The following is a 13,052-nucleotide window of genomic DNA, read 5'->3' as shown; positions in this document are numbered from 1 at the left end:
CTTCAATTCAACTGATCTCTGGAGGCAGAAATGCGGATTGTCGACCTCACCCATCCCTGGGGTATCCACACGCCCGGCTGGGTGGGCTATCCGGGTGGGAAGATGTACTACACCCAGAACCTCCAGACGAATCAGATTGTCTCCCAGCGCATCGAGAGCTCACTGCACTCGGGCACCCACCTGGACGGTCCGATGCACGGAACCGACGGCGGGCTGGACATGGCCTCGTTGCCTCTGGACAAGCTGATCCACCCCGGCGCCATCGTCGACGTCTCCGATGTGGTCAGCGACTGGGACCTGATCGAGCCCGAGCACATCACCTCCAAGGTCGAGGTGAAAAAGGGTGACATCCTGATCATCCACACCGGCTTCATCGACTACTACCAGGGCATGCCGCGCCAGGACCTGGTGCGCTACTTCACCATGCACCCCGGTGGCAGCATCCGTCTGGCCCGCTGGATGGCCGAGATGGAAATCCGTTGGTGGGGAATCGATGCCGGCTCGGGTGATCACCCGATGAACACCACCATCCGCAACATGCGCCCGGATCTGCTGAAGAAGTTCGAAGAGCACGTCGGGATGACCTACCAGGAGTTCCTGGGGGAGTACACCTACACCCACCACATGTCCGGCCGCGAGATCACCTCGGACATCTTCCCGATGCACCACCTGGCCTTCCAGGACGGCTGCATCCACGCCGAGAACGTCGGTGGCGATCTGAAGACGGTGCTCAACCAGCGCGCGATCATCGGCGCCTTCCCGTGGAAGATCGAGGGGGGCGAGGCCTGCCCGTGCCGCATCATGGCCTTCTTCGACTGCGGCGCCGACGAGGTCATCGAAGGCCTTGCCGGACGCTAGTCTCTGACCGACCGAGAAGGGCGGCACTCGATGCCAATGCAATTGAAGAACGAGTTCGAGATCGACACCGACCTCGAACACACCTGGGCACTGCTGACCGACATCCCGCGGATCATGCCGTGTATGCCGGGTGCCGCCCTCGACGGAGTCGACGGTGACGATTACCTCGGCAACGTCAAGATCAAAGTCGGCCCCATCGGAGCGCATTTCCGGGGCAGGGCCCGTTTCACCCAGAAGGACGACGCCACGCACAGCGCCGTCATCTCGGCCTCCGGCAAGGACCCCAAGGGGCAGGCAGCGGCCAACGCGAAGATCCACGCCCGCCTCGAACCCGTCACGGCCAACCGCACCCGAGTGCTCATCGACACCGACCTGGAGATCAGCGGACGGATGGCGCAGTTCGGCCGCGGCGCCATCGCCGATGTGAGCAATCGGCTGATCGGGCAGTTCGTGACCAACCTGTCCGGTCTGCTGACCGCACCCGCCGGCGCAGCACCCAGCACCAATGGCGTTGCAGCAGAATCGAACACCACGTCGCCGGCCGCCACCGGTGCACCGGCGGCACCTGCTGATGCCGGGCTGGACGTGGTGTCGTTCGTCCTGCCCATGATCAAGGAACGCTACGGGCAGGCTCTCATAGGTGGGCTGCTCGGGTTCCTGCTCAGCTGGGTGGTGTTCGGCCGCCGCGTCGGCAAACAGCAACAGCCGCAATACCGTTACTTCCCCTTCCCGGAGGCGCCGCGGTGGCCCAGCGACTGACCCCGCTGCCACCGGATCAGCTCTCGACGGACCAGCGAGCGGTCTACGACGGCATCACCGGCGGCGACCGACTCAAAGGCACCCAACACTTCCCGGTGGTGGCGCCGGACGGCTCCCTGAACGGGCCGTTCGCCATCATGGCCCACGTCCCCGGCGTCGGCGGTGCGCTGCAAGAACTGGGCGCTGCGATCCGGTACCGGACCAGCCTCACCGCCCGGGTGCGCGAGATCGGCATCCTGCTGGTGGCAACAAAATTGGCCTCGGAATTCGAATGGTGGGCCCACGAGCGGGTGGCCCGCGCCGTCGGACTCGATGACGTCGAACTCGCCCAGCTGAAGCAGGGGGCCTTCAGCTCGACCGACCCCGCCGAGCAGGCCGCGGCCGATCTGAGTGTGGCCCTGCTGGACAACACCGCGGTGACCGACGAACAGTTCGCCCGGTACCGCGACGTCCTCGGAGTGCAGGCCGTCGTCGAACTCACCAGCCTGGTGGGCTATTACCGGACTCTGGCCCAGCTGATGGCGGTGTTCGACATCGGCATCCCGACCGACGCCTGAGCGTGTCCCGTTCCGCCCGTCCCGAACAGAGGTTGATGTCATGACATTGCAGATCGTGCTGGACGACAGCCTGTCGCCGCTCCTGCGAGACGCCGCGGAGGTTGCGCAGCCGGGCCCCGGTCAGGTCCGAGTCCGCGTCATCCGCGCCGGTATCAACTTCTGGGAGGTCATGCAACGTCGTGGCCGGGTGCCCTTGCCTGAGCATCGCATCCCGGGCTCTGAAGGCGTCGGCGTCATCGACGCGGTGGGCGAGGATGTCGCCAGACTCTCTGTGGGCCAACGGGTTGCGTGGTCGAAGGTCCCAGGCAGCTATGCCCAGACGGTGGTGGGCCCGGCAGATGCCTTCGCCCGGGTACCTGACGGCGTGGCCGACGAGGTGGCCGCCGCGGTGCTCTTTCAGGGTGCCACCGCCTACTATCTGGCCCACGACGCCTGGCACCTGACCGTCGGCGATGTTGCCGTGGTGACGGCCGCCGCGGGCGGTGTGGGGGTGTTGCTGACCCAGCTGCTCACCTCCGCCGGCGTGCAGGTGGTCGGGGTGGTCTCGAGCCCGGCCAAAGCCGAGGTGGCGCAGCGTGCCGGTGCCGCCCAGGTCTTCACCTATGGCGAGGATCTGGTCGACGCGATCCGCGGCGTCGCGCCGCAGGGCGTGGCGGTGGTCTACGACGCGGTGGGTGCCGGTGTGGCCGAACCGCTTCTGGGCGTGCTGCGCCCGCGCGGGGCAATGGTGCTCTACGGCTCGGCCTCGGGCCAGGATGCTGACATCTGCGCCAAGGACCTCGGTGGTGGATCCCTGTTCCTGACCCGTGCTGCCGGTCGGCACTACGCCGGTGACGCCCACGCTGCCGCCGAGCGTGCGGCCCTGCTCCTCGACCTGGCAGCCAGGGGGGTGTTGCGCCCGGAACTGGGAGCGGAGTACCCGCTGGCCGAGGCCGGCGCAGCGCTGGACGCCCTGGAGTCGCGGGCCACGGTGGGCAAACTGCTGCTGGTGCCCTGAGCGGGATCCCGGTCAGCCAGAGGTTCGATCGGCCGCGGCCCACGCCGCGGCGATGACGTCGGCATCGGTGACCAGACCGATGTGCAGGGAAATCATCGCCAGGGCAGCCTCTTCGAGCTCTTTGTTGGTGCCGCGCACCAGATCAGCCGGCACTGCCACGCGGTAGCCGAGATTCGACGCCTCGAACGCGCTGTTGAGAACACAGCAGTCGGCCATGATGCCGTCGAGGACCACTGCCCGCGTTCCCATCTGCCGCAGCAAGAAATCCAGATCGGTCGGGTAGAAGGCCGACAACCGTTTCTTCCCGGTGACCACCTCGTCACCGGGGAGGACCTCGGTGACGAACTCCGTCCACTCTGATCCCGCCAGCGCGTGCTGCGACGCCCCGGGGATGTCGCCCACCAGCTGGGGAAAGGTGATCCGCCACGCGCTGGGACTGGATCCGCCGACGTCGTCGCGGCCGGAGCCCCGCAGCTCGGAACGGACGTGGATCACCGGGACGCCCGCGCGCCGGGCCTGTGTGTGAAAGGCGTTGACAGCGGCGATGATCTCCCGCCCGCGCGGTGCCGGACACGGGCAGTCCGCGCGCTCGGACAGGTGACCGGCGTGCATGTCGATCGAGACGACGGCGGTGTGCGCGGGATCGAGGAACGCGGCGAATGCCCCACCGGTGTCGAGATCGCGGCGCTCGCTGTTGACGTAGTGGTGTGGTGACTTCACGTGCGAGGGTGTCCTCTCATTCAGCGACGGCTTCCGGTGGCGTGGGGGCAACCGCAGGCTGCGGGTCGTCGGTACGACGCCTCGCCAGCATGGGCCGGATGCCGAAGTTGACGATGATGTTCAGCCCGATCAGCATCACGACGCCGAGCATCATCGGCGTCGTCAGCACACTCTGGACCGCCGGCGACATGGTGGCCACGATGTCTTCGGGAATCCACTGACCGCCCAGAGCGACGATGAACGACGTGGCGGCCACGGTGATGTTGAGGTCGTCCCAGACGACCCGGCGCAACATCTGCACCCCGCTGAACGCGATGATGCCGAACAGCACGGTGCTGGCGGCGGCGAGTACCGCGCCGGACAGCCCGGCGATGAAGAGGCTCAGCTGCGGCAGGAACGCCAGAGCCAGCGCGAACACGCCGGCAGCCATGGTGACGAACCGACTGCCGATTCGCGTCACCCGGATGATGCCGACATTCTCCGGGTAGGACGTGGTGCCGATACCGCCGAACAGGGAACCGATGGAGGTGCCGAGGAACTCGGTGAACAGGCCGCGGTTGATCCGGTTCAGACTGAGCTTCTCGCCGCCCCACCCGGCCACCAAGGTGTACATGCCCATCGCCTCGGCGCCGGCCTGCAGGAACGCCAGCAACATGAGAACCACTACGGGCCAAGCGATCCCGAATCCGAACGGAAACAGTGTCGGTACGCCCACGAAGGCTGCGTCGCTCAGGTCGGGCGGCGACCAGAGGCCGAAAGCCAGCGCCAGGACCGAGCCGGCGATGATGCCCCAGACGATGGCGCCCCGTTTGAACAGGGTGTTGCCCCCGAACACCATGCAGGCCAGGATGACCAGGACCACGACCGCGCCCACCCAGAAGCTGGACCAGCCGTAGCCTGGAGTGCCCTGCACGCCGAACCAGCCCGGCAGCCCGATGCTCGCCAGCTGTGCGCCGATGATGATGAACAGGGTCCCGAACACGATGGGGTCCGCGGCGAATTTACGGACGTGGCCGAGCAGCCCCAGCCGGCCGATCGGGATGCTCAGCAGCATGAAGACGACGCCGGCCACCAGCATGGAACCGAAGGCGGTACCCAGTCCGTAGGTGGCCCCGGCGACCAGCAGTGCGGCGAAGAAGGCGGCAGTGGGCCCCTGCACGATCGGCAGCCGGACGATCCGGCTGGACTGCAGGATCGTCACGATGCCGGTGAGCAGGAAGCACGCCTGCACGATGTGGCTGACCTCGAGGTTGCTCAGTTCCAGCGCGGAGCCCAGCAGCACCGGGAAGATCCAGATGCCCGTCAGCGCGAGGAGGTGCTGCAGCCCGAAGAGGCCCATCTTCGGCAAGGGCACGCGGTCCTGGATGCCGACATCGAGGACACTCGGCTCGTCCGATTCGATTTCAGCCATACAGAAAAGCATCACCCCGTTGTTGAGCTACGTCAAGACAAAGTTGGGTGACTCTTTGTCCGTTGATGCCGCAGCAGTTGAAGATTGGCTGCGAAACATGCCAAATCGCACGCTCATGGCGATCCGATTCGCTGTGGGCGGCACTGAGCCATGTTTTACTCATATTGAACAGCGGGCCGTCTGTCCGCTGCCTTGTCGAACGGAGCCCACGATGGGGCGACTCCATGCACTGCCGGCCAGGCCGTCGGGATCCGCGTTCGCGCCCGCCCACCTGGGACCCGTCGCTGTCCGCAACCGGCTGATCCGCGCCGGCACCGGTGAGTCGATGGCTGATGCGGCAGGACGCATCGGCGACGACTACGTTGCACTGCACGCGGCGCTGGCCGCCGGCGGGGTCGGTCTGTCCTTCACCGGGCACATGTTCGTCCACCCGCGCGGCCGGTACGGCGAGCTGCAAGCCGGAATCGACTCCGACGACGCCATCGCAGGATTGCGTCGGGTGACCGATGCCGTGCACCACCGGGGTGGTCGGATCTTCGCGCAGATCGCCCACGCCGGGAGCCAGTCGATGATGTTCGACTCCGAAGCGTTGGCGCCGTCGCAGGTGGACAACGTGATGACCGGCCGGCATGTTCGGGCTGCTCACGACGACGAGATCCAGGAAGTGATAACGGCGTTCGGGCAGGCTGCCCGACGGGCGATGGAGGCCGGCTTCGACGGTGTGCACCTGCACGGCGCCAACGGGTATCTGATCAGTCAATTCCGGTCGCCGTTGACCAACCGGCGCCAGGATGACTGGGGTGGAGATCAACAGCGGCGCGACAGGTTCCCGCTGGAGGTCATCCGTGCTGTGCGAGAACAGATTCCGACCGACAAGGGATTGACGATGAAGGTGGGTCTCGCCGATCTCGTCGACCAGGACGGCGGCCTGGCGGTCGGAGAGTCGGTGCTCGGCGTTGCGGGTTTTGTTGCCGCCGGCCTGGACGGTGTCGAGGTCTCCTCGAATCTGATGAGCGATTACGTGTCGGCGTCGATCCGCGGGTACATCGCGGTGACGCGCAAGCGCGCACTGGAGGACCTGCTGCTGCACCGGCTGCACAAACCGCCCGAACCGGAGGGGTATTTCCTGCCGTTCGCCGACGCCGTGGGGGGTGCCGTCGACACCAATGTCATCGTGGTGGGCGGCCTGCGTACTGCGGAGACCATCGACGCGGTGATCTCGGCGCGGCGCGCGGATTTCGTGTCGATGGCGCGGCCGTTCATCCGCGAGCCGGACCTGGCGTTGCGGTTGGCCGATGGCGGGCAGGTGGGCGCGGCCTGCGTCTCGTGCAACATCTGCCTAATGCACGACGAGCACCATCCGCTCAAGTGTTGGCGCACGCCGCGGGCCAATCTGTTGGAGCACGCAAGGTACCGCCTCGCCGGCGGTTTCGCCGGGAAAGGGTCGGGCCGTAAGCCGTCGGCCGGGGGCGCCGCCGATTGACCCTCGGTGTCCCGGTGAATGTATGAGTTCGGTGTGAACGCGCGCATGTCCCGTTGTCGCAGTGCCAGCCTGGGTCGTGGACGTCGTCAGCTGAGCCCCGCGGGAAAGGTGCGCGCATGACACTTTCCGGGCGGCCATTACGCCGGGCCGTTCAGACTGCCGTGGTGGCGCTGGCTCTTCTGGCGTCGACGCCGGGGGTGGTGAGCGACGGGTCGGCCGAGCACACACGGTCGGGCAGCCGTCCGGGACCTGCCGAGGTCTTCGCGGTTGTCTCGCAAGCCCCCATCCGGGAGCGGCTGGCGCTGGCCACCCGCCTTGCTCGCGATCGGGACGCCGATCTGACGGTGGCGGTCCTGGACCGGGCCACCGGGGCCGAGTTCTCCAACGGCAGCGACCTGCGAATCGAAACCGCCTCGGTGGCAAAATTGTTCATCGCCGACGATGTGCTGTTCCGCGCCGATGCGGGCGAGCTCAGCCTTGGCCGAGACGACCGCGCGCTCATCGACGTGATGCTGCGGTCCTCCGATGACACCGCGGCGCAGTCGCTGTGGAGCCGCTTCGGGCGATCCGACATGGTGCACCGGGTTCGCGCGCGCTACGCGCTGTCGCAGACCACGATCGCCGACGGTGTGCCCTGGTGGCGCACCCAGACCACGATGCGCGATGTGGCCACGTACTACGCTGCGCTGCTCGATGGTCGCGGCGGACTGCCGCGCGGCCCGTCGACGACCATCCTGGGTGATATCTCCGAGTTCACGGTTACCGGAACCGACGGCTACTACCAGAGATTCGGGCTGCCGGATGGACTTCCGGAGGAACCGGACATCGCGGTGAAGCAGGGGTGGATGTGTTGCGTCGAGGGCAGCTGGGTTCACCTGTCGACGGGACTGGTCGGCGCCGATCACCGCTACGTGGTGGCTATCGGCGCGCGGGAGAGCACAGCCCGCTACGGGCGTGGTGCGGGCGGTGCCGACCATGCCCGCGACACGATGACCGAGGCCGTCGCGGTGTTGTTCCCGGAGGGGCGCATCGAGCTGTGACGGGGTGCGTCAGTGGCTGTGACCCTGTGCTGCCTCGGCCCACACGGTCTCTGCGTCCAGTGGCGAGTCCTGATCGCGAATGGCCTGCGACACCAGGATCCTGGCTGTCGACGTGAGGTGATCGCGCATGGCCGCCATGGCCGTGTCCGGGTCGTTGGCGATGACGGCGGCGATGAAAGGTTGGTGCTCGGCATCGATGTCGAACACGGTGCGGGCGCGGTCGGTGGTGATGGCCCCGAGCAGCCGGATCGATTCCCGCAACGACCGCACGATCGCCGCAGCCCGGGTGTTTCCCGCGGCCTCCATGATGTGATCGTGCAGCAACTGGTCGTGGTGGGCGAAGGTGCGCTCGTCACCGTCGGCCGCGGCGGCCTGCAGCAACTGCATGCGGTCTCGCAGCCGGGCGGCCAGCCCGGCATCGCACACCGCGGCGGCGCGCCCGACGGCGGGGACTTCGAGCGCCAGGCGGATGGCGAAGATGTCGGCGATCTCGCGCGGGTCCGGCAGCAGCACCCGAAAGCCCTGTCGGGCCTCGAATCGGATCAACCCCACCTCTTCGAGCCGTAGGAGGGCGTCGCGCACGGGGGTTCGGGAGACGCCCAGGGCGTCGGCCAGTTGGTACACCGAATACTTGACCCCGGGACGCATGACACCGCCGTCCAATGCGGCGCGCACCGCCTCCATCACCTGTTCGGCCCGTCTGCCGCCCGCAGCCGGCAGGGGTGCCAGTTCGAGGTCGGCGTCGGCCATGGGCGCACAGTATCAAAAACTGTGGGTTCCTAGCATGCTACGGCTGTTGTAGCATGCTAGGAATGATCCAGACGGATTCCTTCGCCGATGCCCTGCGTGCCGCCGGGATCTCGGACGTGCGGGTGGACGCCACCAGTCGCGCCGCGTACTCATCCGATGCCTCGCTGTATCGCGTCACTCCGGCGGCGGTGGTCTGTCCGGCCGACCACGACGAGGTGGCCGCAGTGCTCGAGGTCTGCCGGCGCGAGGGCGTGCCGGTCACCGCCCGCGGCGGGGGAACGTCGATCGCCGGGAATGCGGTGGGCGCCGGGGTGGTGCTGGATTTCAGTCGCCACATGAACCGTGTGCTGTCCATCGATCCCGACGCCCGCACCGCCGTGGTGCAACCGGGACTGGTGCAGGCCGTGCTGCAGAAGGCGTCAGCGCCGTTCGGGCTGCGGTTCGGACCGGACCCGTCATCGCTGTCGCGCTGCACCATCGGCGGCATGATCGGTAACAATGCCTGTGGCTCAAGAGCTTTGGGCTATGGCCGCACCTCCGACAATGTGACGGCCATGCGGGTGCTGACCGCCCGTGGGGAAGAGTTGCGGCTGCCGGGGGCGGCCTCGCCCACCCTGGACGCGCTGGCCGCGGCCACCCGGGCGGGGCTGGCCACCATCCGGACCGAGTTCGGCCGGTTCGGCAGGCAGGTGTCCGGCTACTCGCTGGAACACCTGTTGCCAGAGCACGGATTCGATGTCACCAAGCTGTTGGTGGGCAGCGAGGGCAGCCTCGCGGTGTGCACCGAGGCCACGGTCAATCTGGTGCACGAGCCGGCGCACCGAATCCTGGTGGTCCTCGGATTCCCCGACATCGCCGCGGCCGGTGACGCCACCCCGGCCGTGCTGGCGCATCGGCCGACCGCGTGCGAGGGCATCGACTCGCGCATCGTCGACGTCGTCCGCGAACGCAAGGGTGAGCACGCAGTGCCGCCGCTGCCCGACGGCGCCGCCTGGGTGTTCATCGAGGTGGTCGGTGAGACCGCAGAGCACGCCCTGCAGCGCGCACACGACGTCGCGAACAGTTGCGGCGCAATCGATTCACTGGTGGTGGAGGACACCGCACGCGCAGCCGCGCTGTGGCGGATCCGCGCCGACGGCGCCGGCCTGGCCGCCCGCAGCCCCCGGGGCCGTCCTGCGCACGCGGGCTGGGAAGACGCCGCGGTGCCGCCGGAGCGACTCGGTGCCTACCTGCGTGACTTCGATGCGCTGATGGCCGATTTCGGTGTCACCGGCATGCCCTACGGCCACTTCGGCGAGGGGTGCATGCACGTGCGCATCGACCTCCCGCTGGACCGGCCCGGCGGCACCCAGGTGTTCCGCGACTTCATGTTCGCCGCAGCGCAATTGGTGGCGGGCTACGGCGGATCACTGTCCGGCGAACACGGCGACGGGCGCGCCCGGGGCGAGCTGTTGCCGCTGATGTACTCACCTGATGCGCTGGCTCTACTGAAAGCCGTCAAGCACACCTTCGATCCGGACAACCTGCTGAACCCCGGCGTGGTGGTGGACCCGGCGCCGCTGGATGCCGACCTGCGCATCCCCGCCGCACCGGTGCTGCGCCGCGACCTCGCGCTGGCCTACCGGCATGACGGCGGCGACTTCACCCAGGCGGTGCACCGCTGCACCGGCGTCGGCAAATGCCGCGCCGACAACACCGGCATCGGTGAGGTGATGTGTCCGTCGTACCAGGCCACGCGCGAGGAGAAGGACAGCACGCGCGGCCGGGCCCGGGTGCTGCAGGAGATGATCAACGGCACCGACGTGCGCGGCGGCTGGCGTTCCCCGGAAGTGCACGAGGCACTCGATCTGTGCCTGTCCTGCAAGGGATGTGCGTCTGATTGCCCCACCGGCGTGGACATGGCGGCGTACAAAGCCGAGGTGCTGCACCAGAGTTATCGAGGCCGCATCCGGCCCGCCTCGCACTACTCGCTGGGCTGGCTGCCGCGCTGGGCCACCATGGCATCGGTGGCACCCAGATTGGCCAACGCGGCGCTGCGGCTTCCTGGCGTGGGCCGGGCTGCCCTGGCTGCCGCGGGGGTGGATGGGCGCCGAACCATCCCGGCCTTTGCCCCGGAGACCTTCCGGGCCTGGTTCCAGCGGCAGCACTTCGACGCCGACGGTGACGAAGTGCTGTTGTTCGTCGACACCTTCACCAACTACTTCTCCCCGGAAGCGGGCCGGGCGGCCGTGGCGGTATTGCAGAACGCGGGATACAGGCCGCGACTCACCGACCGGCAGCAGTGCTGCGGGTTGACCTGGATCTCCACCGGCCAGCTCGACGCCGCTCGACGCAAGCTGGGCCGCACCCTGGACTCCATGGCCGGAAGCGTCGAGCGGGGCGTGCCCGTGGTGGGCCTGGAACCGTCCTGCACGGCGACGCTGCGTTCGGAGGCGGTGGAACTGGTGGGCGGCGCACGCGCGGAAGCTGTCAGCGCGGCCACTCATACGCTGGCCGAGTTGCTCACCGCCCGCGGATGGGAGCCGCCCGCGATGACGGGCACCACCGTGATCGCGCAGCCGCATTGCCACCACCACTCGGTGATGAGTTGGAGCCCCGATGCCGAACTGCTGCGCACTGCAGGGGCCGACGTGACTCGACTCGGCGGTTGCTGCGGGCTGGCTGGCAACTTCGGGGTGGAAAAAGGTCATTACGAGGTGTCGGTGGCAGTTGCCGAGCAACAGCTGCTGCCCGCCGTGCGGACGGCGGCACCGGATGCGGTGGTCCTGGCTGACGGGTTCTCCTGCCGCACCCAGCTCGATGACCTGGCTGACCGCCAAGGCGTGCATCTGGCTCAGCTGCTCGCCGAACGCCTCACCACCAGATGAATTCACCTGGCTGCTAACGTCTCAGCGGTCTCGAGGTCGCCGGCGCCGCGCATCGCGGGTCTTCTGCGGACCGCGTGGTAGGAGGTCAGGTGCGCCGGATGTTCGGCGGGCGGGTGCTGGTCGCGATGTCGATCTTCGGTCTGGCCGCATGCCTGCGTCCCGCGCTCACCGCCGTGGGCCCGCTGCTGCCCGACATCAGCGCCAGCACCGGACTCAGCTACGGCACTCTCGGCTTCCTCGGTTCGCTGCCCCTGTTGCTGTTCGCCGCCGTCGCACCGTTCGGGGCGGTGGCGCTGCGCTACGGGACGCCCGCCGTGGTGGCCCGCTGGGTGGCCCTGATCCTGGTCCTCGGCATCCTGGTGCGTTCGCTCGCCGGGGTGCCGGGGCTCTGGCTGGGCACGATGCTGCTGGCCGGCGCCATCGCGATCGGCAACGTGCTGGTTCCGGTGCTGGTGCGCCGCGACTACCCGGAGCGCGCGGCCATTGCCTCCGGCGGCAGCGCGTTGATCATGAGCGCCTTCGCCGCGGTGGGTTCGGGACTCGCGATCGTGTTCACGGAGTGGACGGGGGACTGGCGTTCGGCGCTGGCGCTGTGGGCGATCCCGGCGGTGGCGGTGGCCGCCATCTGGTGGCTGCGCCGCCACGACCGGCCCGAGCAGCAGTTCATCGGGGCCGCCACCCAGCGCGCCAGCCAGCTTCGGCGACCCGTCGCCTGGGCCGTCACCGCCTTCATGGGATTGCAGTCCCTGAGCTTCTACCTGGTGATCAACTGGATGCCCAGCATCGAGATGAGCCGGGGCGTCAGCGCTGACGACGCAGCCCTGCATCTGCTGATCTACCAGCTGTTCGGTGCCCCGTTCGGCCTGGTGGTCAGTTGGTTCCTGCAGCGCACCGGCCGCTACGTGCTGATCACGGTGCTGACCAGCCTGCCGGTGCTGATCGGTGCGGTCGGAGTGCTGAGCACCGACGGCAGCGCGCTGCCGTGGCTGGTGATCGCCGCGCCCGGCAGTGCCGGTGCGCTGTCGATCGCGCTGTTGCTGATGGCCTACCACGCCGCCGATTCCCGCGAGGCGGCCGGCCTGTCGGCCATGGCCAACTGCGGCGGCTACCTGCTGGCCGCCACCGGCCCCTTCACCGCGGGCCTGACCCACGAATGGACCGGATCGTGGACCCCGGCCCTGATCCTGTTCGCCACGGCCGCGACGTTGCAGGTGGCGGTCGCGATCCCCGCGTCTAGGCGCTCCCGCCCTTCGGCTTGAGGGTCCACGCCGGCACCCAGTGGGTGACGGGTTTGTGGCGGCCTCCGTACGCCACCTGATAGGTCACCAGGCCCCACCAGTCGCCCTGCTCGCACAAACCCCAGCAGCTGAGCTGCCCTTCGACCACCTTGTGCATCTGCAGGCCGTGCGGGTGGTAGCGCCCGTCCCGGTGCGGCTGGCGGGGAAACAGCACGGTCAGGTCGACGAGCACCGTGATGGGCGGACGCACCAGCCGGAACGGCTCGCGTAGCGGCTGACCGTTGTAACCGATCGACGGCAGCTTACCCACTGTTCGATCATATGTTCGAATGACGGAGGCGGCCAGAGCACCCCGCGTTGATATCCTGTCGG

At 68.1% G+C, this 13,052-nt stretch carries 12 protein-coding genes; 8 read left to right on the top strand and 4 right to left on the bottom strand.

Annotation, left to right across the window (positions count from 1 at the left end; all coding sequences use genetic code 11):
• The first annotated feature begins 30 nt into the window (after positions 1-30).
• The 4 genes from G6N58_RS04175 to G6N58_RS04160 are packed head-to-tail and all read left to right on the top strand — an operon-like array spanning position 31 to position 3,171.
• Positions 31-858 carry a cyclase family protein gene (locus G6N58_RS04175; RefSeq protein WP_068918707.1) on the top strand — a complete coding sequence of 276 codons (828 nt, stop codon included), beginning with the start codon at positions 31-33 and terminating at the stop codon, positions 856-858.
• Between the two features lie 30 nt (positions 859-888).
• The gene (locus tag G6N58_RS04170) at positions 889-1,617 is read left to right on the top strand and encodes an SRPBCC family protein (protein ID WP_115279608.1); all 729 of its coding nucleotides are present in this window, start codon (positions 889-891) and stop codon (positions 1,615-1,617) included.
• Complete coding sequence (locus G6N58_RS04165) at positions 1,602-2,174, top strand: carboxymuconolactone decarboxylase family protein (protein WP_115279609.1); 573 nt, start codon at positions 1,602-1,604, stop codon at positions 2,172-2,174. Before G6N58_RS04170 ends, G6N58_RS04165 begins: the two co-directional genes overlap by 16 nt.
• Before the next feature lie 40 nt (positions 2,175-2,214).
• A complete protein-coding gene (locus tag G6N58_RS04160) occupies positions 2,215-3,171 on the top strand; it encodes a zinc-binding dehydrogenase (protein WP_068918704.1) in 957 nt (318 codons plus the stop codon).
• A gap of 12 nt (positions 3,172-3,183) precedes the next feature.
• Here the strand turns inward: G6N58_RS04160 and G6N58_RS04155 are convergent, their stop codons facing one another.
• Both G6N58_RS04155 and G6N58_RS04150 read right to left on the bottom strand, forming a co-directional pair.
• Positions 3,184-3,891, bottom strand: a complete 708-nt coding sequence (locus G6N58_RS04155) for a cysteine hydrolase family protein (RefSeq protein WP_197746394.1) — start codon at positions 3,889-3,891, stop codon at positions 3,184-3,186.
• Positions 3,892-3,907: 16 nt separating this feature from the next.
• The gene (locus G6N58_RS04150; protein ID WP_115279611.1) at positions 3,908-5,302 is read right to left on the bottom strand and encodes a uracil-xanthine permease family protein; all 1,395 of its coding nucleotides are present in this window, start codon (positions 5,300-5,302) and stop codon (positions 3,908-3,910) included.
• 211 nt (positions 5,303-5,513) lie between these two features.
• On the opposite strand from G6N58_RS04150, the gene G6N58_RS04145 reads away from it, so the two are divergent.
• Together G6N58_RS04145 and G6N58_RS04140 are read left to right on the top strand one after the other, a co-directional pair.
• On the top strand, positions 5,514-6,785 hold the full coding sequence (locus G6N58_RS04145) for an oxidoreductase (protein ID WP_163907893.1): 1,272 nt from the start codon (positions 5,514-5,516) through the stop codon (positions 6,783-6,785).
• A gap of 116 nt (positions 6,786-6,901) precedes the next feature.
• Positions 6,902-7,825 (top strand): serine hydrolase, encoded by a 924-nt coding sequence (locus G6N58_RS04140; RefSeq protein ID WP_115279613.1) that lies wholly within the window; start codon positions 6,902-6,904, stop codon positions 7,823-7,825.
• A gap of 9 nt (positions 7,826-7,834) precedes the next feature.
• On the opposite strand, the gene G6N58_RS04135 is transcribed toward G6N58_RS04140, so the two are convergent.
• Positions 7,835-8,575, bottom strand: coding sequence for a GntR family transcriptional regulator (locus tag G6N58_RS04135; RefSeq protein ID WP_068918699.1), 741 nt, complete (start codon positions 8,573-8,575; stop codon positions 7,835-7,837).
• Between the two features lie 53 nt (positions 8,576-8,628).
• Between G6N58_RS04135 and G6N58_RS04130 the strand changes: the two genes are divergently transcribed.
• Positions 8,629-11,442, top strand: a complete 2,814-nt coding sequence (locus G6N58_RS04130) for an FAD-binding and (Fe-S)-binding domain-containing protein (protein ID WP_115279614.1) — start codon at positions 8,629-8,631, stop codon at positions 11,440-11,442.
• Between the two features lie 98 nt (positions 11,443-11,540).
• Positions 11,541-12,701: an MFS transporter gene (locus tag G6N58_RS04125; RefSeq protein WP_115279615.1), complete on the top strand. Its 1,161-nt coding sequence runs from the start codon at positions 11,541-11,543 to the stop codon at positions 12,699-12,701.
• Here G6N58_RS04125 and G6N58_RS04120 read toward each other — a convergent pair.
• Positions 12,676-12,990: a hypothetical protein gene (locus G6N58_RS04120; protein ID WP_068918696.1), complete on the bottom strand. Its 315-nt coding sequence runs from the start codon at positions 12,988-12,990 to the stop codon at positions 12,676-12,678. The two genes, G6N58_RS04125 and G6N58_RS04120, sit on opposite strands and share 26 nt — an antisense overlap.
• Positions 12,991-13,052: the final 62 nt, after the last annotated feature.

The organism is Mycolicibacterium tokaiense, assembly GCF_010725885.1.
GTDB classification, from domain to species: Bacteria; Actinomycetota; Actinomycetes; order Mycobacteriales; family Mycobacteriaceae; genus Mycobacterium; species Mycobacterium tokaiense.
The sequence above is the reverse complement of the archived record's forward strand: the minus strand, read 5'-3'. Positions and strand labels throughout refer to the sequence as shown.